General features: G+C 41.4%; 19 protein-coding genes, 1 tRNA gene and 1 other RNA gene. 15 read left to right on the top strand and 6 right to left on the bottom strand.

Annotation, left to right across the window (positions count from 1 at the left end; all coding sequences use genetic code 11):
- The first annotated feature begins 19 nt into the window (after positions 1-19).
- Positions 20-1,375 carry a transposase gene (locus NSS77_RS05495; RefSeq protein WP_340714247.1) on the top strand — a complete coding sequence of 452 codons (1,356 nt, stop codon included), beginning with the start codon at positions 20-22 and terminating at the stop codon, positions 1,373-1,375.
- Positions 1,376-1,534: 159 nt separating this feature from the next.
- On the opposite strand, the gene tadA is transcribed toward NSS77_RS05495, so the two are convergent.
- Positions 1,535-2,050 (bottom strand): tRNA adenosine(34) deaminase TadA, encoded by a 516-nt coding sequence (tadA, locus tag NSS77_RS05490; RefSeq protein ID WP_342470736.1) that lies wholly within the window; start codon positions 2,048-2,050, stop codon positions 1,535-1,537.
- Positions 2,051-2,194: 144 nt separating this feature from the next.
- Between tadA and NSS77_RS05485 the strand changes: the two genes are divergently transcribed.
- From NSS77_RS05485 to NSS77_RS05470, 4 genes are all read left to right on the top strand, one after another.
- Positions 2,195-2,758 carry a TIGR00730 family Rossman fold protein gene (locus NSS77_RS05485; RefSeq protein ID WP_342470735.1) on the top strand — a complete coding sequence of 188 codons (564 nt, stop codon included), beginning with the start codon at positions 2,195-2,197 and terminating at the stop codon, positions 2,756-2,758.
- A 170-nt stretch (positions 2,759-2,928) separates the two neighbouring features.
- The gene (locus tag NSS77_RS05480; protein ID WP_342470734.1) at positions 2,929-4,212 is read left to right on the top strand and encodes a hypothetical protein; all 1,284 of its coding nucleotides are present in this window, start codon (positions 2,929-2,931) and stop codon (positions 4,210-4,212) included.
- Entirely contained in the window at positions 4,205-5,365 is a 1,161-nt protein-coding gene (locus NSS77_RS05475) for a hypothetical protein (protein ID WP_342470733.1), read from the top strand. The genes NSS77_RS05480 and NSS77_RS05475 overlap by 8 nt, the downstream gene beginning before the upstream one ends.
- A gap of 177 nt (positions 5,366-5,542) precedes the next feature.
- Complete coding sequence (locus tag NSS77_RS05470; protein WP_342470732.1) at positions 5,543-6,163, top strand: RraA family protein; 621 nt, start codon at positions 5,543-5,545, stop codon at positions 6,161-6,163.
- 128 nt (positions 6,164-6,291) lie between these two features.
- Here the strand turns inward: NSS77_RS05470 and gltP are convergent, their stop codons facing one another.
- The 4 genes from gltP to NSS77_RS05450 form a co-directional block, all read right to left on the bottom strand.
- A complete protein-coding gene (gltP, locus tag NSS77_RS05465; RefSeq protein ID WP_342470731.1) occupies positions 6,292-7,563 on the bottom strand; it encodes a glutamate/aspartate:proton symporter GltP in 1,272 nt (423 codons plus the stop codon).
- 88 nt (positions 7,564-7,651) lie between these two features.
- On the bottom strand, positions 7,652-8,530 hold the full coding sequence (locus NSS77_RS05460) for a response regulator (protein WP_342470730.1): 879 nt from the start codon (positions 8,528-8,530) through the stop codon (positions 7,652-7,654).
- A 14-nt stretch (positions 8,531-8,544) separates the two neighbouring features.
- Positions 8,545-9,789 (bottom strand): ATP-binding protein, encoded by a 1,245-nt coding sequence (locus NSS77_RS05455; protein WP_342470729.1) that lies wholly within the window; start codon positions 9,787-9,789, stop codon positions 8,545-8,547.
- Positions 9,790-9,919: 130 nt separating this feature from the next.
- Positions 9,920-10,012 (bottom strand) — tRNA-Ser (locus NSS77_RS05450).
- 166 nt (positions 10,013-10,178) lie between these two features.
- On the opposite strand from NSS77_RS05450, the gene ffs reads away from it, so the two are divergent.
- An RNA gene (ffs, locus tag NSS77_RS05445) (signal recognition particle sRNA large type) lies at positions 10,179-10,444 on the top strand.
- Between the two features lie 184 nt (positions 10,445-10,628).
- Here ffs and NSS77_RS05440 read toward each other — a convergent pair.
- Positions 10,629-11,768 carry an IS110 family transposase gene (locus NSS77_RS05440; protein WP_342468460.1) on the bottom strand — a complete coding sequence of 380 codons (1,140 nt, stop codon included), beginning with the start codon at positions 11,766-11,768 and terminating at the stop codon, positions 10,629-10,631.
- Between the two features lie 428 nt (positions 11,769-12,196).
- Between NSS77_RS05440 and NSS77_RS05435 the strand changes: the two genes are divergently transcribed.
- The 9 genes from NSS77_RS05435 (at position 12,197) to NSS77_RS05395 (ending at position 25,593) form a co-directional block, all read left to right on the top strand.
- Positions 12,197-13,558, top strand: coding sequence for a transposase (locus tag NSS77_RS05435; protein ID WP_342468410.1), 1,362 nt, complete (start codon positions 12,197-12,199; stop codon positions 13,556-13,558).
- 225 nt (positions 13,559-13,783) lie between these two features.
- Positions 13,784-16,156 (top strand): hypothetical protein, encoded by a 2,373-nt coding sequence (locus NSS77_RS05430; protein ID WP_342470728.1) that lies wholly within the window; start codon positions 13,784-13,786, stop codon positions 16,154-16,156.
- Positions 16,153-17,088: an ABC transporter ATP-binding protein gene (locus NSS77_RS05425; protein ID WP_342470727.1), complete on the top strand. Its 936-nt coding sequence runs from the start codon at positions 16,153-16,155 to the stop codon at positions 17,086-17,088. Before NSS77_RS05430 ends, NSS77_RS05425 begins: the two co-directional genes overlap by 4 nt.
- The gene (locus NSS77_RS05420; protein WP_342470726.1) at positions 17,085-17,942 is read left to right on the top strand and encodes an ABC transporter permease subunit; all 858 of its coding nucleotides are present in this window, start codon (positions 17,085-17,087) and stop codon (positions 17,940-17,942) included. Before NSS77_RS05425 ends, NSS77_RS05420 begins: the two co-directional genes overlap by 4 nt.
- A gap of 12 nt (positions 17,943-17,954) precedes the next feature.
- Positions 17,955-19,394 (top strand): hypothetical protein, encoded by a 1,440-nt coding sequence (locus tag NSS77_RS05415; RefSeq protein ID WP_342470725.1) that lies wholly within the window; start codon positions 17,955-17,957, stop codon positions 19,392-19,394.
- Between the two features lie 38 nt (positions 19,395-19,432).
- Positions 19,433-20,398: a MoxR family ATPase gene (locus NSS77_RS05410; RefSeq protein ID WP_342471207.1), complete on the top strand. Its 966-nt coding sequence runs from the start codon at positions 19,433-19,435 to the stop codon at positions 20,396-20,398.
- The gene (locus NSS77_RS05405) at positions 20,395-21,261 is read left to right on the top strand and encodes a DUF58 domain-containing protein (RefSeq protein WP_342470724.1); all 867 of its coding nucleotides are present in this window, start codon (positions 20,395-20,397) and stop codon (positions 21,259-21,261) included. Before NSS77_RS05410 ends, NSS77_RS05405 begins: the two co-directional genes overlap by 4 nt.
- A gap of 11 nt (positions 21,262-21,272) precedes the next feature.
- Entirely contained in the window at positions 21,273-23,015 is a 1,743-nt protein-coding gene (locus NSS77_RS05400) for a BatA and WFA domain-containing protein (RefSeq protein WP_342470723.1), read from the top strand.
- The gene (locus NSS77_RS05395; protein ID WP_342470722.1) at positions 22,999-25,593 is read left to right on the top strand and encodes a VWA domain-containing protein; all 2,595 of its coding nucleotides are present in this window, start codon (positions 22,999-23,001) and stop codon (positions 25,591-25,593) included. The genes NSS77_RS05400 and NSS77_RS05395 overlap by 17 nt, the downstream gene beginning before the upstream one ends.
- The last annotated feature ends 87 nt before the right edge of the window (positions 25,594-25,680 follow it).

Raw genomic sequence — 25,680 nt, 5'->3', positions numbered from 1 at the left:
CGAAAGAGGTGAGTACCCTATGACTATTGTAAAACAAATTTCTCTTTTTGACATCCATCAATTATTAGAAATGGAAAGTTCCCATCGTTATGAAGCCATTTTTAGTGCTATCGACATTCAGCCTATATTTCAATTGTTTTCTAAAAAGACATTGAAAGGTGCACCACGTGAATTGAATTATGGTGCAATGATTCAATCGCTGATTATTCGTATTGTCGAACGAATTCCAACAATGAAGGATTTAGTCAAACGTTTGGTCCATGATCCTTTATTTCGTTTCGACTGTGGATTCCTTGTGTCTGATGTCGTACCATCTGAAAGCTCTTATTCACGCATGATTCAAGTCATTAGTGAATCAGATGTGCTAGATAAAATGAACGATACACTCATCAAAACAGCGATGTTGGAAGGCTTTCTAAATGATGAACATGTCGCCATCGATGCGAGTCACTTTGAAGCTCGTGATGCTTTCACACCATCAGAAAAGAAAGCACCTAAAACTCCTAAAAAACGTGGTCGTAAAACGAAAGCTGAACGAGCTGTTTGGTTAGCCGAACAAGTAGAGAAAAAAGGAAATCAATCAACCTATGAAAAAGAACTGAAAGAACAGCTGGATATCCCATTAGAAACCCTTTGGAAGGATGTACCGATTGAGCCAAAATGGGGTGTGAAAAAGAATAGTAAAGGAAAAAATACATTCTGGTTTGGTTATAAAGCACATTTAGCTGTTTCGACGAAAAGTCAATATATCATCACTCGTTTGATGTCCTCAGGTAATTTAAGTGATTGTAAAGCTGCGATTCCATTATTGAAAAAACTTCATCACTTAGGAAACGGTCAATTTACAATCGCTATATTTGATGCTGGTTATGATGTTGAACCTATTTACCGTCAAGCCGTATCACAGTCCATGCGAGTCGTGATTCCTTACAACGTTCGCCGAGAAGGAGAATATATAGGATTCGATGAACATTTTCGTCCAACCTGTGTGCGTGAACATAGTTACCAATATGACAGCTTTGACGCTAAGTACAATACATTAAAATTCACACGTCCAAAGGAATGTGCAACTTGCCCATTACGAGAAGACACCCTTTGCCAAAAAGTTTTCAAAATCAAATGTGATATAGATATCCGTAAATTTACCTATCCAGCACGTGGGACAGAACGATGGAAACAGCTTTATCAAGAACGTACAGCAGTCGAACGCGTTAACGCTTATTTAAAGGAATACTTTCAATTAAACAATGTCCGTCATCGTACAGGAAAGAAAGCAAAAATGCATTTCAATCTGGTGACGTTAATTTATAATACCTGCAAACTAGCAGTTGATCGAATCAATGCTTTATTACAGCAACAAAACCAAGTTGCATAATTTAAAAAAAACAAAGTTTTTAGTATAGGGGTACTCTATACTTCAGAAAAACTATGATTTATGAAATTGATTCTATTATAAAAATATTAATAAAATAATAGATTTCCCGTTTTGCAAATAAAATATCAACCTCCAAAAAAGAAAAAGTGATTGATGCTCTCAATCACTATCCTTTTCTTCCGTTTTTTTCAGTTTCTCTTTTTCCGCCTTTTTCCGTTCGCGAATTCCTTTAAAGAAATGGGTTAACAGGGAGCCGCATTCATCGGCCAATACACCCTCCGTCACATCGCATTCGTGGTTGAAACGAGGGTCGTTTAATAAGCGGTATAGAGAATCGACACATCCGGCCTTCGGGTCACGGGCACCGTATACAACCCGGGGAATTCTTGATTGTAAGATGGCTCCTGCGCACATGGGACAAGGCTCCAACGTCACATATAATGTGGTTTCTTCCAACCGCCAGCTTCCCAAAACTTTGCAGGCTTCTTGTATGGCCATAAGCTCTGCGTGGGTGACAGCATTTTGAGTCGATTCTCTTAAATTATGGGAACGGGCAATGATTTTGTCCTGATAAACTATCACAGCACCAATGGGAACTTCGCCGAGGGCTTCCGCTTTTTTTGCTTCGATCATCGCTTCTCTCATAAAAAATTGATCTTTTTCGTGTAATGCCACTTTCCTCTCTCCTTCGGTGTAAGTGTAACATGAAACCTCCCAATTTCTCCATATTGGTATTGAATAGCAGGAAAATTTATAATTCTGTTACATGGACTACACATTCATTCGATATAATGAAAGAAAAAGGAGAAGGTGACATATTTGCGTGTAGCAGTTTATTGCGGATCGTCTTCGGGGAAATCACCGGTTTATGAGGAAGCGGCCATTGAACTAGGGAAAGCATTGGCAAAGAAAAAATATGGTGTTGTTTATGGCGGTTCCACCCAAGGATTGATGGGGAAAGTGGCGGATGCGGCTCTTTCCGAAGGCGGGGAAGTCATTGGAGTGATGCCAAAACAGTTGATGAATAAAAAAGAAAAATTACATACAGGATTGACGGAACTATATATCGTTGATTCCATGCATACCCGAAAGAAGAAAATGTCGGATCTTTCCCATGCATTTGTCGCGTTGCCGGGTGGTTGCGGAACGTTGGATGAATATTTTGAAGCTTTTACTTGGGCGCAAATCGGCATCCATTCAAAACCGGTCATTTTATACAACGTCAACGGCTTTTATGATGCCCTTATACAACATTTTGAAAAGATGATGGAAGAAGGATTTTTGAGAGAACATCAGCATAGTCTGTTTCAGGCAGTGACAACGGTGGAAGAATTGCTCTTTATTTTGGATGGCTTGAACGAAGCATTGAAGGAAGGCAATTGATATTTTTTAATAGTTATAGAAAAGCGGGCTGTCTGGAAGGTGGGCAGCCTGTTTTTCTTTTCATTCTTATCTTTCCGTTGGAGGGTTGGAAAAGGAAATATTGATTGTACGAAATCGCTCTGAATTGTAAGATATTTTAAATATGGGAAATTGTACGAGGTGAGAGAAGGATGAGCTGGTTATTGCAATGGGTATTGCCGAATGAGGTGAACCAAATTGATGATTTATACCGGGTTGATATTGAAGAATCGATACATCAATTGGAAGCATTTGCATTGGCGCACCAGAATGAAATAAAGAAAGTTTATATTTGGGTACGTCTTCATCGCCCTTTTTCCATCCGGCAACAAATGGAGTTTGAGGAACGATGGGAAAAAGAATTGCGAAAGAAAATCCACCAGAATGTGGAATTGATTGTGCTCGACAGAAAAAAAGGAAAATGGTTTGAGAATGAACTTATTGAAGTCAATCGCGAGATCCATAGGATTTGCATTGAAGAACCCTTTGAGGAAATGGTATTGATTTCAAGAGGAGAACATTCCCAATTGCAACAGGCTGTCCTTATCGGAGGAATCAAGACTTTTGCGAACCGTTTCTGTTTGATGTTGCAAGATCAAGCAACAGGGGAACTGATCAGACAACAATTCCATGATTCCCCATATAAAAAGTCCTGGCTTCAATTATTCCAACATTTAATCCATGATTACAATTACGTTGGAGCTTTAAAATTAATGGAAGGACTTGAAAAAAACGATCGAACGCGGTTTATTAAATATCTTTTGGAAGTCCAGCTGTTACGGCAAAATTTCAATTTTGAAAAAGCCTTGGAAAAATTTATGGAAGCCAAGAAAATACATCCAGCTTCCAATTTACGGTTGTTGGAGACGGAACTAATCCTGCAATGTTTAAACGGCGAGCAGGGGGAACAGAAAAAAGAACTGGAACAGATTCAGGAACTGTATCGCCATATTAAAGCCCTTCTTTTAAAAGGGGATTATCCTGCGTTTTTGGTCCGATTTTATCGTGCAAGGGAAGCGGTATTACGATATATCGTCAAGTATGGTCCTGATGAAAAAATCGACATTCCCAGAGCTTCTTCCATTTATCAGTTCATCAATCAAGTGGAGGAACTGTATGAAGAGGGGAAAATCAATCGGTATTTCGGTGTCTATTTTTACATAAAAAGTTCCAATGTGGCCAATGCGCTGAATGTCCGCAATAAAAGTTTCATCGGACATAATCGCAAATCAATTTCAAAAAATGCCATCTTCCATGAATATTACGGTTCAAAAAATATTAAAATTCCCCAAGCAACAGAGCGGTTTTTGGGAGATACTCGCATCATGCTCCGTGATTTGGGCGGTGCATTGGATGATAATTTGGAAGCAATGAATCTGTATCTGATCGAATTGATGTTCAGTGCGGCACGGGAAGGGGCTGTAAAAGTTGATTAAAACCATATGGATCATCCCTCCGGCAAAAGGAGAAATCAATTTAGAGAAATTTTGGGAGAATGTGATTTCCGATGAGGAAATGATCATGATTCATTCCTCGATGGAAACGGCAAACATACCGGATGTTGAAAACATTCGGCTTCATGGTGAAACGCTTCAGGAAAAATTGGACGATTTGGAAGAATATCTGGAAAACCTGGCAATGCAGGCAAAGAAAATTCGGCTGATCGTGGAACCCCATGGAAATGTGTTGACGGATGCTGCCGTTCATTTTTGCATGACCCATTTTCCGTTAAAAACGGAGATGAGAATGAAGCAGGAGATATGGAGAAACTCCGATATCCATGGGGAAGGTGAGGAAATCTATCAACTGGTCCATCATTTAATTTATTTGAATAAATATCAAATTGCGGAGTTGATTTTAAAGAATTACTCAGGCGACAACGATCTTTTCCATTTGCTCCAGTTTGGCCAACATCTGCTCAACGGCAATGCAACTTTTATCGATTCCCACAATGAATTATTCTATTTCAATTTATTGCAAAGGGTATTAAAAAGCATTGATCATGACAAGGAAGAATTGCAATTCATCCATGTGATGAAGGGACTGGCCAGTGGCAAGCAACGTCCGTTCATTTACTTTTTGCAAAATTATTGCAAGCAAATGTATAAAACAGAAGAGTTGATTGATTTCATTGTGCTTTATTACCGGCTGGCCGAGGAATCGTTATTATTTGCCATGGGATGGGATGTGAATGACAGCAATTATTATTGGGTGCGGAAAAACGCGAAGAGAAGCGTCCCTTTTAAACGGCCGATATCCCGTCACTTTTACAGTTATTTAAAAATCATTTTGGAAAAGGCTAAAGAAAATCCAAGAAATAAATATTATCAAGAGTTGGTGCGGGACTTCACCCAAGATTGGCTGATCGGTTTAATCGATTTGCGCCATGAAGGGATCAGCGGCCATGGATTCAGGCATTTCAGCAAGGAATTGTTTGAGGAGATTGCTTCGGGAGACCCCATTGAAAAGATGAATGAGTTGCTTGGACGCTATGGATTGTATGCAACCCATGATCTGTTCGAATTGCTCCAAAAAGCGATACTTGCCATGGCGAGAAATTCATTGATGGGAACAAGCAGCCGCCAATAAAAGCGGATGAAGAATAGTGGGGATTTTTTTCAGACTTTCCCGGGAGCAATGAGACAAAAAAAGATTTTCTTTTTAAATTTTAACGAAGGAAATTGAAAATTATATGGAAAAAGGAAACTTTATCCTATAATATAGAATTGTTGAAATATTTAGTGAATTCAAAGGGGTTATGTTGAAATGTCAAACTTAGTCGAACGATTTTTAGCGGTGCCAACTACAGCCATTTCTGATGCGACAGGAGGACATACAAATTTAGATGCAAACATTAAGCCGTTGAGCGACCATTATAAAATTGCTGGACGAGCTGTTACAGTCCGATTGCCGGATGGGGAGAATAAAGCGGTGCTTGAAGCCATCAGCATTGCACAAAAAGGGGATATTCTCGTAATTGATGCGAAAGGAAATACCAACCGGGCCGTGGCAGGAGATTTTGTCGCTTCTCTTGCAAAGGGATTAGGAATCCAAGGGTTTGTTGTGAATGGTGTAATCCGTGATATTGCTGCGATGCGTGAACTGGATTTCCCGATTTTCGCTTTAGGGACAACAGTCGCAAGCGGAAATAAACACGGCGGTGGAAAAGTGAATGTTCCGATTGCCATCGGCGGCGTCAGCGTCCAACCAGGAGACTTTATTGTCGGGGATGTGGACGGGGTCGTTGTCATTCCGCAAGGGGAAGAAGAAGAAATTTTGAAAAAAGCGGAAGAAAAAATGGCGAAAGATGAAGCAAGAGAAAAAGAGGCTTTGGCCAATGGAGAAGAATCCATCCGCAAATATCTTGAGAAAGCTTTGGCAAAATAAAAACTGAATAGAAAGTTTGATCCTTTCCATTCAGCCGATATAAATAAAACCGTTTATATTCCAGGATGGTTATAAAATGATTTGAAGGGAGCCTGTCAAAAGGCTCCTTTTTATGCTTGAAATCAACTTTATTTTGCTAATTCGGTTACATATTCATTCATCTGATTCTCATCAAATCGGCGTTCCCATTTTGACATAACAATCGCCGCCAAAGAGTTACCAACAACGTTTACAGCTGTACGTGCCATGTCGAGGATACGGTCGATACCGGCGATAAAGGCAAGCCCTTCCAATGGAATTCCTACAGAGCCCAAAGTTGCAAGTAGAACGACGAAAGATACGCCCGGCACTCCCGCAATTCCTTTGGAAGTCACCATCAATACAAGCACTAACGTAATTTGTTCAACAATGGACAAATCGATTCCGTACAACTGGGCAATGAAAATCGCGGCAATGGATTGATATAATGTAGAACCGTCCAAATTAAATGAATATCCTGTTGGAATGACGAAGGATGTAATATCCTTTGGACAGCCAAAACGTTCCATTTTTTGCATAATGCGCGGCAATACCGTTTCGGAACTGGATGTGGAGTAAGCCAAGATCAGCTCGTCCTTTAGCACTTTAATTACTTGGAAAATATTCACATTGACAATTTTCGCTGTAACGCCCAATACGACGATGACAAAGAAAATCATCGCTGCATAAACGACAATTACCAATTTTCCAAGCGGAATCAAGGATGCCAATCCAAATTTTGAAACGGTTACAGCCATTAAACCGAATACCCCGAATGGAGCGAATTTCATCACAAGGTTTGTCACCCAGAACATGGCGTCAGCCACACCTTGTGCGACGGCAAGAACCGGTTTTCCCCGTTCTCCAATTGCTGCAACACCTAAACCGAACAATACGGAGAAGAAGATGACGGATAACATGTCACCTTGAGCCATGGAATCAATGAAGTTTGTCGGTACAATTCCTACGATGGTATCGATGAAACCTCCATCATGTTCAACTTGTTCAGCGGTTTCCACATAGGATGAAATATCCGTTTGCTCCAATTGATTCATATCGATGCCTTCGCCCGGTTTAAACACGTTTGTGATCAGTAAACCGAGGATGATGGCAATGGTCGTGATAATTTCAAAATATATCAATGTTTTACCGCCAAGACGGCCGAGTTGTTTCAAATCGCCAGTGCCGGCAACTCCGACAATAAGCGTCGAAACGATGATTGGCACAACAATCATTTTAATCAAGTTCAAAAAGATGGTGCCAAGTGGTTTCAAATATGTTTCGACTGCTGGATTTCCATAAAATACAGCCCCTACAACAATCCCCAATACTAACGCGATCAAAATCTGTGCCGCTAAACTGAGTTTGAATTTTCTTTTCAAAAGATTCCCCCCCTGTTTAAGTAAAAAAATACGAGTTTATAATAATCAGACACTTACAAAATCCGACAAAATCCGAGAAAAATTTTTTTTAATTTGTTTTACTTGCGATATCTGCAAACAACACTTGGATGAATTTTTTTATGTTAATTTTTACTTTTCTTTCTTCATTATTTTTGATTTGACTCATCAATTTCCGTATTTCTGTAAATTCAAAATAGCGGGGGGCATAATATTCAAACTCGGAATTTGTATAATCCACCAAACCTAAATTGGCCAAATTGATCATTGCAGCCAAAATCGTGCGGCGTATACGCTGTTCAATCGATTTGCTTTCTTTTATGATTTCGTCTGGGGTTGTTTTTGTCAGTTTTGCAACCCGTTCATATAATTCTTTTAATGGAGGAAGGGGAGTATTTTTTTGTCTATCCATCATCAACAATTCAATAATTTTAGTGATATCTTCGCTTCCCACTTCCCCGATGATGCCCATATCATTCAGGATGCTTAAAACATGGTCGCGGGTGGATTTTTTTGATTGATGGATATTCGGTGTTTCAATATTTGAAAGGGACTCACGTATAGCGGAAATGGAGTTTTTTAACCGGTATTGTTCCTCCGTTTTTCTCAAAACCATCTCCACTTCCACTTTATTGATGGGTTTATGGATAAAAAATTCAATCCCCTTTTCGTAAGCTTGGGCAACCATATCTTTATTGACCACTTGGGAGATCATGATGAATTTTCCATCGTAATGGTATTCACGGAGCTGTTCGATTGTTGCCAAACCGTCCAATTTCGGCATCAACAGATCAATGATGACAAAGTCCGGCTGCATCACGAGAATTTGGTTTATCGCTTCTTCCCCATTGGAAGCTTCTCCAATAACCGTTCCGAGTTGACTATCTTCAATGATTTGGGAGAGCATGGCACGGCTTGCCCGATCGTCATCCACTATAAAATATCTCATCTTTAGACCCCTTCTTATAAATTGTTAATCGGAATTTTTATTGAAAATACGGTTGTTTCATTGCTTTCCACATGAATGGTTCCGTTGAATTTATCGACGATTGCTTGCACATGGGATAAGCCGATCCCCGTTGAAGGTACTCCTTGGCGGTTAAATTTTGTCGTAAATCCCGGGTCGAAAATGACAGGAATCAAATTTTTTGAAATTCCTGCTCCTGTATCTTCCACGGTAATGGTTGCAAAATCTTTCGAAGTATTGATGGAGATACGGATTGTCCCTTCCTTTTCAATCGCTTCCACGGCATTCGCGACTAGATTATTCATGAGCGCCAGTAATGGAATGTGTTCTTTCGTACGGAAATCATGATTGCAAGAAATGGCAATTTCAATCTTTTTGTTTAGCATTTCACTATATTTTTCATTTGCTTCTTTTACATATTGAAGCAATTCTGAGATGAAATAAGCATCCAATTGTTCCATATTCAGTATTTTGGCGAGACCTGCATAAATCCGTTGTTCATCTTTTTTTACTTCGTGAATTTCTTGGGCAATGGACAGGGCTTTCATGCTCAACATTGGGTCGATCTTTTTTAATTGGTCATACAAACTGTAACTATCCGCGGTAATTTGTTCGATTTCATTCATCGATTTTTTTAAATATAATGCTTCGACGTATAGAGTGGAGATGAAATTTAATAATTGCTGCACTTGCCTTTTTTGTTCCTTTACCGTAATGGAACTATAAATGCCCACGACAAAGAAACTTCGGATGAAGGCAACAAGAAGCAACAATACAATTTCTTTCATCGTCAATGGAATGTTGGTTATAAATAAAGAAGTTGCCAATTGTTCAACTGAATTGCTCGCAAATTCAATAATGGTGACCAAACTGGCCAACAGGAACGGTTTCGATTTAAGCTGTTCAAGTTTGATCATGTATAAACCGAAAGCAAATAAAATATAAAACAGACCGGCTGGCAAGTGTGTAAAAATGGCATTTGTAAAAGCGCTTTCAAAAAAGGCAACGTCCAAGATTGTGCGGAACAATACAATGACGATTCCGGTAATGAAGCCGGTATGAATCAGCGGTAAAGGAAGAATTAATACCGCCAATAAAAACATGACGGTTCCCAATCCGAAGCGGAATGGAGCTCCCTCATAAGGTATGACTTTCACTTCACTGGCGATGGCGGTTACAATGGCAACAGCGAAGATCAACAAAACATCATGCCGTTTGATGATGGATTTTGATTGTTCCATTTTAAACTCCTTGAATAAATGGTTCTTTCCCTATTCTAATCGAAAATAAAAGGAAAATAAAAAGTAATCATTCATTGCTTGCATGAAAAAAACCACTACTGTTTTCAGTAGTGGTTGAGCTTTCTTCGTATGGTGGAGGAAGAGGGATTCGAACCCCCGCGCGGTTTGACCCGCCTGTCGGTTTTCAAGACCGATCCCTTCAGCCAGACTTGGGTATTCCTCCATTTCGACAAAAAGTAATGTATCATAATTTTTTTTACAAGTCAATATTCAAATTTTATAAAATTGAAGGATGTATAGGGAGATAAAGGTAGTTTGTGTCATTAATTGAATAATCACCAGAACAAAACATTGCAAACCCTCTTTTAAATGAGGTATACTAATTTATGCCGTGCTAGGTGGGGAGGTAGCGGTGCCCTGTAACTCGCAATCCGCTCCAGCGAGACTGAATTCCTTTTTGAGGCTGTGTGCATGTAGGGTTTGCCTCTTGCACGTAGCGTTGAAGGTTGGGTCCCGCGCAATGGGTAGCCATGAACCATGTCAGGTCCGGAAGGAAGCAGCATTAAGTGGTTTCACCCATGTGCCGTGGGGTAGCCTGACCCGAGCTGGCGACAAGAGTAGCACCTATGTGCCTCAGTCGAGAAAAGGTGCACGGCATTATTGATTAAAGAATCGAGTGCCGTACAGGCTTTTTCTGTGAAAATAATTTAATTCCACTTAGCCCATGAATAGCTTCAATCTATTGAGGGTAATATATAAATAACCTAAAAAAGACAATAAGAAAGCAGAGCTACCTAATGGAAGGTAACTTTGTTTAAACTTATTCTTCTTTGGTTATACTAATTAATTAAAGGTTCTTTATAAGGCTCCTTATTAATTAGCATGGAGTAAATGATTCGAAGCATTCGATGCGATATGGCAACGAGTGCTTTTTTCTTTCCTCTTCTTGCAGCAATCGACCAATATTTAGCAGCTAACCAACGATTCCTACTTCTAGAGATTGCCCATGCTACTTCGCACAGTACAGTTTTGATATGAGGATTCCCTTTAGTCGTTTTAGTTGACTTTCGTTTTCCTGCACTTTCATGATTTCCTGGAGCAACTCCGGCCCAAGACGCTAAGTGTTGAGAGGTAGGAAATTGTTCCATGTTCACCCCAATCTCTGCAATAATAATTGCTGCGGAATCCTTTTTAATACCCGGAATCGTTAGTAATAACTCCACTTCTTCTTTATAATTCTTCAGAATTTCATCTATTCTTTCCTCGATTTGGCTGATTAATGATTCTAAATAAACGATGTGTTGCCAAGATTGTTTGATTAGAAAGATTTGATGATCGTTTAAAGTACCGAATAAAGAGTCTGTAATCATTTGTTTTTTGTGCTTCATTCTTCCGTGAATACTAATTTCTACATCAATGGAATCAACATATCCATTTTGAATTAATTTGGATAGAAGTTTTCTTCCAGAAACACCAAACACATCTGAAATAACTGAATTTAGTTTAACATTTGAGCATTCTAATACTTTCAGAATCCTATTTTTTTCTGAAGTCAAATGGCCGATCCATTTTTTACGAAGCCGAGTTAAATCACGAAGGTTTCGTATATCTTCTGGTGGAACAAAACTTTTTTCAATCAGTCCATAACGCAATAACTTCGCAATCCACTCTGCATCCGAAACATCTGTTTTTCTTCCAGGGACATTCTTGATTCTTTGAGCATTCGCTAATGTAATATCAAAGTAATCCTCCAAAATGTTATAAACAGGTTTCCAATAAACTCCAGTACTCTCCATCGCAATGTGCGTAATGCCATGGTTTTCCAACCACTTTAGTAAACGAAAGAGATCCTTTGTTAAAGTGGGGAAAGTTTCTGTTTCAATGAATAATTCATCGTCCTGTTCGCCAATCATGACACAAGCAACAATTGTTTCAGCATGTACATCTAATCCTGCACAACGTGTCATCAGTACATCCAATATAATCCCTCCCATAAAGTAGATTCACAAACAGCGAGTGAATTTGAAATATAAGCATTTTTCTGTACGTAGTCATCATTCCAAATGAATGAGCTAACAATGGGTTGTTCACCAAATCCACTCAAACAGTTTTTTATTCAGGGTATCATCCACCATAAAAGCCTACGTATTGTTAACTGTTTGTGTTATCTACATTATGGGAAAGAAATATCCATTTTCATGCCAGGGTTGTGAATGAAAATTCATGATTGTTTTTTATAATAAAACTCAACTTTCGCAGTCCAAAATCTTGTTTAAATGCTTGATGTAAATGGGTTTTGGAAGTACAAAATTATCATTTGACATTTTTTAAAACATAAAGAAAGACACCTATTCTTTTGGTAAAATATTGGTGACGAAACCAAATCCAAAAGAAAGGTGTCACCACTATGATAACGAATAAAGACTACTTTGCGCAATTACCAAAAGAAATTAAACAAGGATTTTCCGAATTAAATATTGGATATCATATAAGAAAAGCGAATATTACGAAACTTTCCGGGTATTCTTGTCTTACTGTTTTCAAACTGATTTTTCTTTTAGTCTTCCAATATAAGAACTGGTTTCGTGCTTTTATGAGTAAACGATCTCAGGATCTGCCCGGAAAGGATACAGTCTATCGCTTTTTAAATACACCAACCTATCATTGGAGAAAGTTTCTGCTTTCATTAAGCAGTGAAATGATCCGTCTGCTTCAACCATTAACTTCAAAAGATCGTGTCACAGCTTTTGTGATTGATGATTCTGTCTTTTCACGAAACCGTAGTAAGTCGGTTGAACTGTTGGCTAAGGTTTTTGATCACTCTACGCATCAGTACTTGAAAGGGTTTCAAATGCTTACCCTTGGCTGGACCGATAGTTTTACTTTTATTCCTATTGATTTTGCTCTTCTAAGTTCACCGAAAAAGGAAAATCGCCTGCAAGAAATCAATACCAATATTGATAAACGAACATCTGGCTATAAGCGTCGCCAGGAAGCTCTGAAATCAAAACCGGACGTGGCTTCAGCTTTACTTGATCATGCGCTTGAAAAAGGGATTATAGCTGACTATGTTCTCATGGATTCCTGGTTTACACAAGCGCCTTTAATTGAGAAGATTACGAACAAAGGGTTATTTGTCATTGGCATGGTGAAGCAATTAAAGCAGCGATACGTTTACAATGGTGAACGTTTCACACTGAATCAACTTTACAAATTGGCAAAAACGCACATGGGTAAAAAAGACATTCTCGGATCCGTTTATGCTACTTTAGACAATGGAATTCCAGTAAAAATTCTATTTGTACGAAACCGTAATAAACGGAGCGAATGGCTTGCTATTCTCAGCACAGATACAACATTAGAAAATGAAGAGATCATTCGTATTTACGGCATGCGTTGGGACATTGAAGTCTTCTTCAAATGCAATAAATCCTTTTTAAATTTAGGGAAAGAATTCCAGGGTCGTTCATACGACATGTTAATTAGCCATACAACCATTGTTTTTACACGATATATTCTCATTGCCTGGCAAATGCGAAAAGAGGAGGATCCTAAGACGATTGGCAACCTTTTTTACATCCTTTGCGAAGATGTAAAAGACATAGATTTTATTACTGCCCTTCAATCGCTTATTGACCTTTTCCAAACTTTGGCGGAATCCAAGGTTTCTTTAAACATGGACATCTTTAAAAATCAAATGAATAAATGGTTGGTTACTATACCTAATTATATCAAGCAATGCTTAAATATTACTGTGTGCGAAAGTTGAGATAAAATAAAAAAGGTTTTTTGAAATAACTGTAGAAATTCAAATTAAATTGGATTTCTACAGTTTTTTTATTTGTTCCAGGGATAATAGCGGTAATAAGAAATCCATAGGCGAACAATTTCTTAATAAATTATTAAAAATTTCTTATTTTTTCTAAATTTTAGGAACTATACAATTAAATAAACGTACTAATTTAAAAAGGCGAAGTAAAGGAGATGTGAACGGGTGTACAGAAAATTCTTTGTTTTAATGACGTTGGTTTTTTTAACCTTTTTTATTCATCTTGATACAGCTCGCGCTGCGCCCCAATTGGAAGTGAAGGCCGAAATTGGGGTCAATAATACCGTCAAATTATATCAACCATTGCCGTTAAAATTAACCATCACCAATAACGGAAGTTCCTTTTCCGGCGATTTGGTCATTGATGCGGCTGTCACTTATTCAGCCGGATCTGCCCAAGTATTTCCGTTAGATTTGGCGGAAGGCGAAACGAAGACATTATCGATTTATTTGGATGGTTTTTCTGACGATTATATTTATCGCACACAAAACGACCCCCTTTTCACTTTCTATGAAGGCGGAATTGAAAAGGGCAAAGCAATCGACTTTTCAGGAGATAAAAATCCGCGGTTTCGATATTTTCATGACGGAGATACCGCTTTTGTTTTCACCTATACAGAAAATAGCGACCGTTTGGCAGCCCTGTTGCGTTTAAGCCAATATGTGCCGAACTATAATATTGAAATTTTTCATCTGAACCAAATTTCCGGTTATGAGTTTCCTTCGGATGTAAAAGGGTTTGCAATGGCGGATTTATTCGTTGTGGATGAGATGAACATAGCTGATTTACCGGAAGAGGAACAACGGGCGATTTTTGAATGGGTCAAGAAGGGAGGAATTCTTCTCGTCGGGGCGTCGGAGCAGGTTGAGCGTTCCATGGGAATATTCAGCGAATATCTTCCTTTAAAACTGTCCAATGAAAAAAACGTTGTTACAAAAGAAACGTTGGGCACATTGTCCAAAGGCGGCCTTTTTACGGAAAATATTGAAGTGTTTCAGGCAACCGAACGGGAAGGGAGCAAAAGAATCCTTGCTGATGGGGATACCGTTCTCGCTTCTTCCGTTGATTTAGGAAAAGGGAAAATTATTCAGACGACTTTTTCGTTGGGGGATCAGCCTCTTTCCACGATGGATGGATACGGGAAATTGTTAAACGAAATTTTGGATGTCCAAACGAGTTTATTAGGTTGGGTAAGCGGGGATTATTTGGACTCATTATCTTATGAAGTCAGAAATTTCAACGAATTATTCCCTTACTTCCAAGTGAATACCGTATTGATCATCGCCACAATCATCCTTTATATGTTCATTGTTGGACCGATTTTATATTTCCTATTGAAAAAGATGGACAAAAGGGAACATGCATGGTGGGTGATCCCGGCACTTTCGATTGTGCTCACTTTATTGATGTTCATTGTTGGTGCCAAAGACCGCATCATGCAGTCGCAAATTAATCAGTCCGCTTTTTATAAAGTGGATGGAAACGATCTGTCGGGATATTATGTGGAGTCCATTTTAACGAACCGGGGCGGGGATTTTGTTTTGACGATGGATGAAAATACCTCCGCTTTTGCAACGGTTGATTATAGTGTGGCCAATATGGGAAGGTTGCATGAGAAAGCTTATACAAAAAATCAGGGGAATGGCTCAAGCATTCATTTGAGAAATTTGAATTATTGGTCTGTGCAATCGGTTATTGGGGAAACAAATATCCCGGATGCCGGAAATTTTGAAATTGATTTAACCGTGAAAGATTCCGGAATTGAAGGAACAGTAAAAAATAATTTCCCATTTGTGATAAAAGATGCAACCATTTGGACCGGTTCCCGGAAAATTGAAATCGGGGATATCGGGCCGAATGAAACCGTGCAAGTCTCAAAACAGTTGAACAGCACCATTTTATTAAAACCGGTTGCCCCTTCAAACTATTGGTTTGAGCCGAAAAAAGCGGATGAATTAATTCCGAAAAGGATCGATCAATTAAATTACCAGGCTCTCAATCTGATCGATGAAAATCAACCGGCATTGGTCGGCTGGGTGGAAGAATCGCTTGTCGGCATCCAATTGGAAGGCAGTGCTGAAGTGAGCCCAATCGCGGTCATTATTCAAACATTCCAACCGAAGATGGAAATCAAAGGGGAATTTTCAATCAATGACAGCATGATGGAAACATGGGTGTATCCTGTGGATGAGGGATATGCCGAATTGGTTGATGAGCAAACAAAAGAATGGAGCATAAGCCCTGGAGAGTATGAATATCGGATCCAAGTTCCGGAAGAAGTATATAAACATAACTTCGAATTGACTCAAATAAAGATAAAAAATCATGAGAAGAACAGTATAACCATGTCAATTTGGAACAATTCGACAAATCAATATGAGGCCATTACCGGGCAGGAACATGAAATAAACGAAAAGATTGACCAATACATTTCTGAAGGCCGGGAAATTTTGATATTGCTGCAAGTCGGCGCGAATGCCGATGAATCGCTGATGCATATACCGTCTGTTGAAGTTAAGGGGGTGGCAAAAGAATGATTGAAATTCAAAATCTCACAAAAATGTTTGGCAATTTTAAAGCGCTTGATGGTTTGAATATGACGGTTGAAGAAGGAGTTGTTTTCGGTTTTGTCGGTGCCAATGGGGCAGGAAAAACCACAACCTTCTCCATCCTTGCCACCCTTCTTTCGCCGACATCAGGGGATGCGTTCATTAATGGCAAAAGCGTTGTGAAAGAACCTCAGGAAGTGCGGAGATTGATAGGCTACATGCCTGACTTTTTCGGCGTGTACGACCAGTTGAAAACCGATGAATATTTAGATTTTTATGGCGCCTGTTACGGGCTTACGGAAAAAGAGAGAAAAGTGCTCATACCGCAGCTTTTGGAGCTTGTGAATTTGTCGGATAAGCGGTATGAGTATGTGGATTTATTATCCCGGGGGATGAAACAACGGCTATGTTTGGCGCGCTCGCTCATCCATGATCCAAAAGTTTTGATTTTGGATGAACCCGCTTCCGGTTTGGATCCGCGGGCGAGGGTAGAAATGCGGGAAATCATCAAGCAGCTAAAACAAATGGGAAAAACCATCCTGATTTCATCCCATATTCTTCCTGAACTTGCGGAGATGTGTGATGAAATAGGCGTCATCGATCGCGGCAAGTTGATTACCCAAGGCAGTGTTGCAACGATTCAGGCCCAATTGCAAGGCGATAAGCATATATCGGTGAAAGTATTGGACGAAATTGAAAAGACGGTGAAGTTTTTGGAGGAAGATCCGTTTATTTCATCCATTGAAGTCTTGGAAGGAAATAATGAAATCACTTTTGTTTATAAAGGATCTGCCGAGGAACAAATGAAATTATTGAGAAAAGCGGTTTCCGCGGGACTTTCCATCTATGCTTTCATGGAGGAGCAAAAAGATTTGGAAGATGTTTATATGGCGATTACGAAAGGAGCGGATGCGAAATGAAAGGACTGATATTGAATCCCGTATTGCTGAAGGAACTGAAATTGCGTTTCCGCGCCTTTAAAAGCTTTTCCGGTTTGATGTTTTATTTGGCGTCATTGATCATATTTGTGTCCGGCTTCCTGCTTGTATTCACTGAATTTTCGGTGTCCGGCTTTTTTAGACCGAGCGACAGTTTTACGATGTTTGTCGTACTTTCCGTATTGCAAATGGCCCTTGTTATGTTCATTACTCCGGGGCTAACCGCCGGAGCCATCAGTACAGAGCGGGAAAAACAAACATTAAATATTTTGCTGACAACAACCCAAACGTCGTCGCAAATTATTGTCGGAAAGTTGCTGTCGTCCGTGGCATTCCTTATTTTAATGCTGATTGCCGGGCTACCGCTTTATAGCATCGTGTTTCTGTTTGGAGGCGTATCTCCATGGCAATTCGTCACCATGTTTTTCTTTTATCTGGTGACGCTCATTGCCATTGGCAGCATCGGCATCATGTTCTCCACGATTACGAAAAGAACGATTGTTTCCATGATTGCAACCTACGGGTCAATGATTTTTTTGGGGGCTATTACCTTATTCTTCTTTTTCATTGGCTACTCATTGGAGATGATGGTCACAAATCAAAACGCCCAAAATCTGACGCCATTTTCGCCGATTTCCTATTTCTGGGCATGTATCAATCCGGGCGTACTGATTGCCACTTTGCTCTCCCCGGACATAAAGAATGGATTGCAGGAAATGGTGGGAATCAGTTTTCCAAATTGGATTGTATATTTAATCTTTTATGTGCTGATCACTGTGGTATGTTTAACCATCGCCATTCGCAAATTGCGGGCAAATATGAAAACCAATCGCTAAGGAGTGAGAAAGATGGATCGTCAAAAACAGTTGATGAACTATGTAAAGCGGGCACAACGAAGCTTGAATGCCGAAAAACTGCTGCCTATGTTGCAATACGGGATTTTCCTGTCATTAATATCCGGTTTGGCGATCCTCATCGTTTCTCGCTTCTTTGTTTTTGCCTATTACGATGAAACGGCTTTGATGATTGCCTGCGCGGCGTTTGTTGCAACGGTCGGATATATGTGGTTCAAGCGCGTTCGCACAAAAGAAGCGCTGAGAAAGTTGGACGCTTTTTATCCATATAACGAGCTTGTCACGGCTTTTTCTTTTAAACAGGATGAACACCCATTGGCAGATTCCATCCTGAATAAAGCGGCCAATGAGTCGGAAGAAGCCTATGAACGGTTTAAAAAACGCAAGAAACATTATTGGCGGCCAAAAACGTTGGTGGGTATATTAATCGCCGCCATTATAACGGGGACTTTGTTGATTTTTCCTTCAGAAACGCAGCAGAATGCGCAAGTGGCTGAAAAAGAAAAGGAAATCATCCGGGAAATTGAAAAGGAAGTAGCCAAACTGGAGAAAAAAGCCCAATCGGAAGATGCGAAAAAAGAAATGAAAGAGCTGCTTGAAAAGTTGAAAGAAGTGGAAACTTCCGAACAAGCCCTGCGTGAAGTGGTGAAAAAGCAAAAGGAATTGAACCTGCAAGAACAAAAGCTGCAAGATAAGAAACTGGCTGAAAATGGAGAAGGAGCAGGGTTGACGGATGAAGAAGTGCAGAAGCTGAAAGATATTGCGGAAATCAAGAATGCGCTTGCGAAAAGTGCATCCGGCACTCAGACGGCTTTAAGCAAACTGGGAAAGCCGATCAGCATTGATCTGCAAAACACCATCAGCAAAATGGCTGAATCTCAAAACGGCACAACCAGCGGAAAAACTTCCAACAATCCGAGCGGGACAGGAAATAACCAACAGCAAAATAACGGTCAGACAGGTCAAGGAAGTACCGGTTCCGGCAACAATCAGGGCCAAGGAAACAACGGCTCCGGCAACAATCAAGGGCAAGGAAGGACCGGATCCGGAAGTGGTCAAGGACAAGGAAGCGGCAGCGGGACAAGTGGCCAAGGACAGGGCGGCGGTTCCGGATCTGGTGGACAAGGAGGCGGAGCATCAGCTGGGAGCGGTGCCGGAACAGGAATGGGAGGCCGCAGCCTGCTCTCCATCCCTTCTGAACGGGTGGGAGAAAGCGGCGGTCCTACTGTAGACGGCGGTCCATTAGGTGAAGGAGACTCTGCGGGAGAACAAAAAGGAACGGTTCCGGTGACGAAAGGAACGGTACGGCCATATGAAGAAGTGGTCGGACAATATGAAGAGCGGTACATGCAAAGTACAAAACGTCTACAATTGCCGAGGGATTTACAAAATGTCGTGGAGTCGTATTTTTCATCGATTCAGTCTGAGGAGTAGGGGGAATTCGTTTGTTTAGTGAACAACAATATGCGGAAATGGCCGAACAATTGCAGCGGGTAAGGGAAGAAATCGGCAAGTTCATTGTCGGCCAGGAAGAGGCCATCGAATATACGCTGTTTTCCATCTTAGCGGATGGCCACGCCTTATTGGAAGGCTTGCCAGGCATGGGGAAAACGATGTTGATTCGGACGATTTCAAAGGTATTGGATTTATCTTTTTCCCGCATTCAATTTACGCCGGATTTGATGCCTGCCGATATTACAGGGACAAATATCATTCAGCGCACCGAAAGCGGCATGCAGCAATTTGAATTTCAGCCGGGCCCGATTTTCAGCCAAATGGTGTTGGCCGATGAAATCAACCGGGCGACGCCGAAAACCCAGAGCGCCTTATTGGAAGCGATGGGGGAAAAGACGGTGACGATTTTGGGCGATACAAAGCCTATGGCGAAACCGTTTTTCGTATTGGCGACGCAAAACCCGATTGAAATGGAAGGAACCTATCCTTTGCCAGAGGCGCAAATGGACCGATTTTTATGCAAAATATTGGTACCTTATCCTGGCAAAGAAGAGTTGATCGAAATTGTTAAACGGACAACCGGTTCGCAAAATGTGCAGTTGGAAAAAGTGATGGATGCGGAGCGGTTGATTGTTGCGCAGCAAATGGTCAAGGAAGTATTGGTGGCCGATGAAATGCTGGAATATGCAGCTGATTTGGTGGTGGCCACCCATCCGAAAGAGGACGGCGCCCTTCCGTTTGTGAAGCAATACGTCATGTACGGAAGCGGGCCAAGGGGATTCCAAAGCATCATTAAACTTGCGAAAGCGCGGGCAGTGTATAACGGAAGATTCCATGTAGCCATTGCGGATATTAAAGCTGTGGCCAAGCCGGCATTGCGCCATCGGATTCTATTGAATTATGAAGGGGAAGCAACAGGAAAAACGACAGACGCGTTAATTGAAGAAATTTTAAATGAGATTCCTCAAGGAGCTTCATCATGAGTCATTTCATTCTGCCGGATGATTTAATTGCAAAATTGGGGCGCTTATCGGTTGCCACATCTTCCAAATTGAGGGGACACCATAAAGGTTCCCATCGCTCCTCGCGTATCGGTTCATCCCTTGATTTTTCCGACTATCGGGAATATGCCTTGGGGGATGACGTGCGGCAAGTGGACTGGAATGTCTATGCAAGAACGGAAAAATATTTTATTAAGCGGTTTTTGGATGAACAAGAAATGAGGGTCCATATTTTGCTGGATTCTTCCCGCTCGATGGGGGAGGGGAAAAAGTGGCTGTTTGCAAGGCAGATTGCCTGTGCTTTAGGCTTTATGGTCTTGAACCGGGACGACCGGCTTTCCTTTTCCACATTAGAAGAAAATACGTTTTTCAGAAAAAAAGGGGCCGCTTATCGGAAAGCCTACTTGCAAATGGTGACAAACATGCAGGAGGCAAACATTAAAGGCAGTTTTGCCCGAAATGGTATAAAGGCCATTCCAAAAGACTGCACCGTCCTTTTTGTTGTGACGGACGGTTTGGAGCCTCTGGAAGAATGGGAACATTTTTTCCGCAAGCTCCCCCGCTTTTCAGGGGATGTCCGGTGCATTCAAATTGTGACGGAAGAAGAATTGCATCCAACCTTTACCGGAGATGTTCGGCTGATTGATGCAGAAAGCGATGAAGAACTGAATGTTTCGATGTCGAATAAGGTGCTGGAGCAGTATCAAAAAGAACGGGATGAGCATGAGAAAGCATTTTATGCCATCTGTAACCGTTTTGGCATTAAAACCATCCAATTAGTTGCGGAAGACGGGATTCAGCGGGCCATTTTTCATCAACTATTAAAGAATCGGTGGGTACAGTGAGGTGATACACTTTGGGTTTTAGTCAAACCTTCTTTCTATGGGCGATAATTTTCCCAATCATTGTTCTTTTATATTATTTCTTTCGGAAAAAATATAAAAAACAAGAAGTATCTTCCACCCTTTTTTGGGAACAAGTGATGCAAGAAACCAAAGTATCACCTTACTTAAAACATTTGCAGCGGAATGCGTTGTTTTATTTCCAAATGTTGGCGCTGCTCTTATTCGTCCTTGCACTGATGAATCCATATGTCAAAACGAAGGAAATCAGCGGTGAGCAAGTGATCTGGATTGTTGATACATCTGCGACAATGCTTGCGGGAAAAGAAAAAACGATATTTGAGAAACATCGGGATGAAATGCGTTCTCTCGTCAAATCGGTGGGTGAAAGGCCTTTAACCATCATTACAACCGGAAGTGAACCAAAGGCGGTTCTCCGGCAAGAAACCAATGCGCGGCAAATTGAAAAAGCCATCGATGAATTGGCTGTTACCTATGAAGAAGAGCAGTTAACGAAAGCGATTGATATGGCTAATGCCTTTGTGGGGAATACGCCAACAACGATTTATTTATTTACGGACGCCGTTTCCCGTACAGAATTGCCGATTGAAAGCGAACAGGTGAAATGGGTTGTAAAGGGGGCCGATGCAAAATTTGAGAATGTATCCGTTACCCGTTTGGCTGCAACGAACGTAAATGGTGAAACTCTTGCTTTATTGCAGCTGAAAAACGAAACGGAAGAAAATCAAACCGTGCGCCTCTCTTTTTCCGATGGAGATGGCAAGGAACTTTTGGAAAAAACGATTACGTTGCAACCAAAAGAAGAATGGATCAACACTTTTGAATCATTGCCTGAAAGTGATGTGCTTAATGCAGCGATTCAAGTCAACGATGATTATGAAGCGGACAATTCGATCATGACGATCGTTGGAAGCGATCCGTATGAAATTGCGATAGGGCAAGATATGCATAAATTGGTGCAAGTGGGATTCCAATCGTTGGGCGTAGATGTGAAATCTGTTCCGGAACAACAATTGAAGTCGTTGAAGGGAACCATTGTCGTGACGAATCAAACAGAACTTCTCGAACGGGTTGAACCGATCATATTGATTGGACGTGATGACGAGATAGAAAGCGAAGTAAGTGGAAAAGTGGAAGTTTCCCAAGATGAACTGTTTGCCTTCAGCTCATTGGAAGATGTATATGTAGGCGCCGTTTATCCTCCTTTTGAAAACTTTGAAACGATTGCCAAGGTGGATGGTCATCCGCTGATCCAACGGTCGCCGAAAGGGGATATCGTGATTTTGACGGATATCCAATCAACCGATTGGCCTCTACATCCTTCGTTCCCTTTATTTTTATGGAGTGTCCAAAATGAGCTGACGGAAGGGAAAGGTTCATTAGGCATATTCACACCAAATGAACAACGGGCCGTATCGTTGGTTCCGGGCGATTGGTCCATTTACACCGCGGATGGAAAATACGTGTCTTCCTTTGAACGGTCGCAGGAGTTTCGGGCGCCGGCAAAGCCTGGATATTATGTTGCACGTTCTGAGCATGAAGAAAAACCGTTTATTGTTCAATTGCCGAAGACGGAACGGACGATTCAGGAAGGGGACAGTTTTGAGTTGGGTAATGTCAAAGGCGGACAGGAGGAAGTAAGGAATGAATCCCTGGCGCGATGGATTGTGCCCGTCATTTTATTATTGCTCATCATAGAGTGGGAGGTGCAAAGAAGACGTGGATTTGCGAATTGATTATCCAATATTCCTGCTTTTGCTCATACCACTCTTGGCATATTTTATTTGGACGTGGCGGCATCACCGTGCGGTTTTGAAGAAAGAACATAAAATCGTTTTCGTTATCCGCATCATTGCTGTGACCATGCTTGTTTTCGCCGTTGCCTCCCCCTATTTACTTTTGCCGGTAAAAGAGGAGCAAGTATTGTTCCTGATTGACCGTTCCGCTTCGATGGCCGGCACGGAAGAAGAAGTGCTGGATTTCATTGAAGAAAGTTTGGAATCGAAGAAAGACAACCACTTGGTGGGAATCTATTCCTTCGCATCAAATTTTCAAACGGAAGCAATCCTTTCCAAAACATTGGAACATGCCCCAAAATTAAGTGAAATGGACGAAGTGGACGAAACGAACATCGAACAAGCCTTACAGCTTTCGTCGGGCATCGTTGACAAGGACAAGGCTGCACGTATCGTACTTCTGACGGATGGATTGCAAACAAAAGGGGAAGCACTGGAAAGCATAGCGAAAATGGCCGGTTCAAAAATTTCCGTTGATGTTGTCCCGCTCAGCAGAGATGTTGCTCACGATGTCGCCGTTCGGAGTTTTACGACGCCTCAAGTGTCCTATCAAGGGGAAGAACAGCCATTGACGGCGGAAATTGAGTCGACGAAAGATACAACCGGTGAGTTATTGTTGTATGAAAATGATCAGCTTATTCACAGGGAAAAGGTTCAGCTGCAAGAAGGAAAAAATGTGTTTACGTACCGCCATAAAGGAAGCAAGGAAGGTTTAGTGAAATACGAAGCGTCCATTCAAACGGACGAAGATGCGATTTTGGAAAATAATAAATTGACAAGCGTAACCATTGTCCAAAGCGCTCCCCGGCTGCTGATTGTGAGCAATCGGGAGGAAGGGTCGCCAATCGCCGATCTTTTGAACCCTTCTTCCATTCAGTTTGATGAAGTGGCTGCCGAAGAATTGCCAAGTTCCTTATCCAGCATCTTGAAGTATAACGCCATCATTTTTGACAATGTCCCCGGCCATCTTGTCGGGGAAGCGAAAATGGGCGTCATCGAACAGGCGGTGAAGAACTTTGGCGTAGGCTTTATGATGGTCGGCGGTGAAAACAGTTTCGGCCTTGGAGGATATTTTAAAACGCCGATTGAACGCCTGTTGCCGGTTGAAATGGAAGTGCAGGGGGAACATCAATTGCCATCTTTGGGCCTTGTTCTAGTCATTGACCGTTCCGGCAGTATGGCCGGAATGAAGATGGAACTGGCAAGGGAAGCTGCTGTTCGCTCTGTGGAATTGCTCCGGAACGGGGATACGTTCGGGCTTATCGCTTTCGACTCCGAACCATGGGAGCTCATTGAAACAAGCCCGTTAAAAAATAAAGAAGAAGTCATCGAAACGATCTTATCTATACCGCCGGGAGGGGGCACCAATATATATCCTGCCCTTTCATTGGCCTATGGAAATTTGTCGCATTTAAAATTACAGCGAAAACATATTATTCTGTTGACCGATGGACAGTCGGTCGCATCCGGAAGTTATGAAGCTCTCATCGAAGACGGAAAGGACAATCTAGTTACATTGTCAACGGTTGCCATCGGGGAGGATGCAGATCGGCGTTTACTGGAAAGTTTGAGTGAACTGGCCGGCGGTAGATTTTATGACGTGTCGGATGCAACAACGATTCCATCAATTTTATCCCGGGAGACGGCGATGATTTCCCGGACATATATTGAAGATCACCCTTTTTATCCGGTTATTTACCGCTCGGAAGGATGGAATCCATTGTTTGAAGAGGGCGTTCCACAAATGAATGCCTATATTGCCACAACGGCAAAAGCGGCATCCCATGTGATTGCGGAAAGCGAAAAGGAAGATCCGGTGCTTGTGGAATGGCAATATGGCTTAGGGCGGACCATTGCGTTTACATCCGATTCAACGGGTGCCTGGACAGGCGATTGGGCTCGTTGGGACAAATGGGTGGATTTTTGGCATACAGCCGTTTCCAGATTATTGCCGAATTATAATGAAATTGCGTACGACATCAAAATGGATCGGGACGGCTCGTTCGTCATTACGGATCCAACAAATCAAGCAGCCTTTATCGATGTGGCAGCCGTTGATGAACTTGGAAATGAGTTAGAAGTCCAATTGGAGCCGGTTTCGGCAAGTAAAGTCCGGGCAGTGGTGGATGCAAAACCGGGACTTGTGTTTTTCAGCATTTCCAAAGGGGACGATGTCTATCAAGCAGGATTGACGGTGCCGTATAGCGCGGAATATGATTTGCAGCCGGCGGACAAAGAACTGCTGAAAGAAATGGCTGAAAAAACCGGCGGAAAACTTATTGAAGAGCCGCAAGAAGTGTTCCGGGCCTTCAAAGACCAGGGTGCAACGCGTCAAAGTATTTCCACGATTCTCCTGTTTGCCAGCTTGTTGTTTTTCTTTATTGATATAACCCTTCGACGATTTGGCTGGTCTTTCTTCAAGCAGGTGGCGCAGCCAAAGAAAGATTCGCCGGATCGTGAAATTTCGGAAGAAGAAACGAACGTGGCTCAAATTTTAAAAGGGATGAAGAAAAAATAGATTTGGGATGGTGCCATGGAGAGGTGGCACCATCTTTTTCAATCATCCTTTGTTACCGCTTCGACAAAAAGAAGTGTTATAATGAAG

It is taken from the genome of Ureibacillus sp. FSL K6-3587, assembly GCF_038593165.1.
Lineage (GTDB): Bacteria > Bacillota > Bacilli > Bacillales_A > Planococcaceae > Ureibacillus > Ureibacillus suwonensis.
This window is presented reverse-complemented; position numbering and strand designations above follow the sequence as displayed.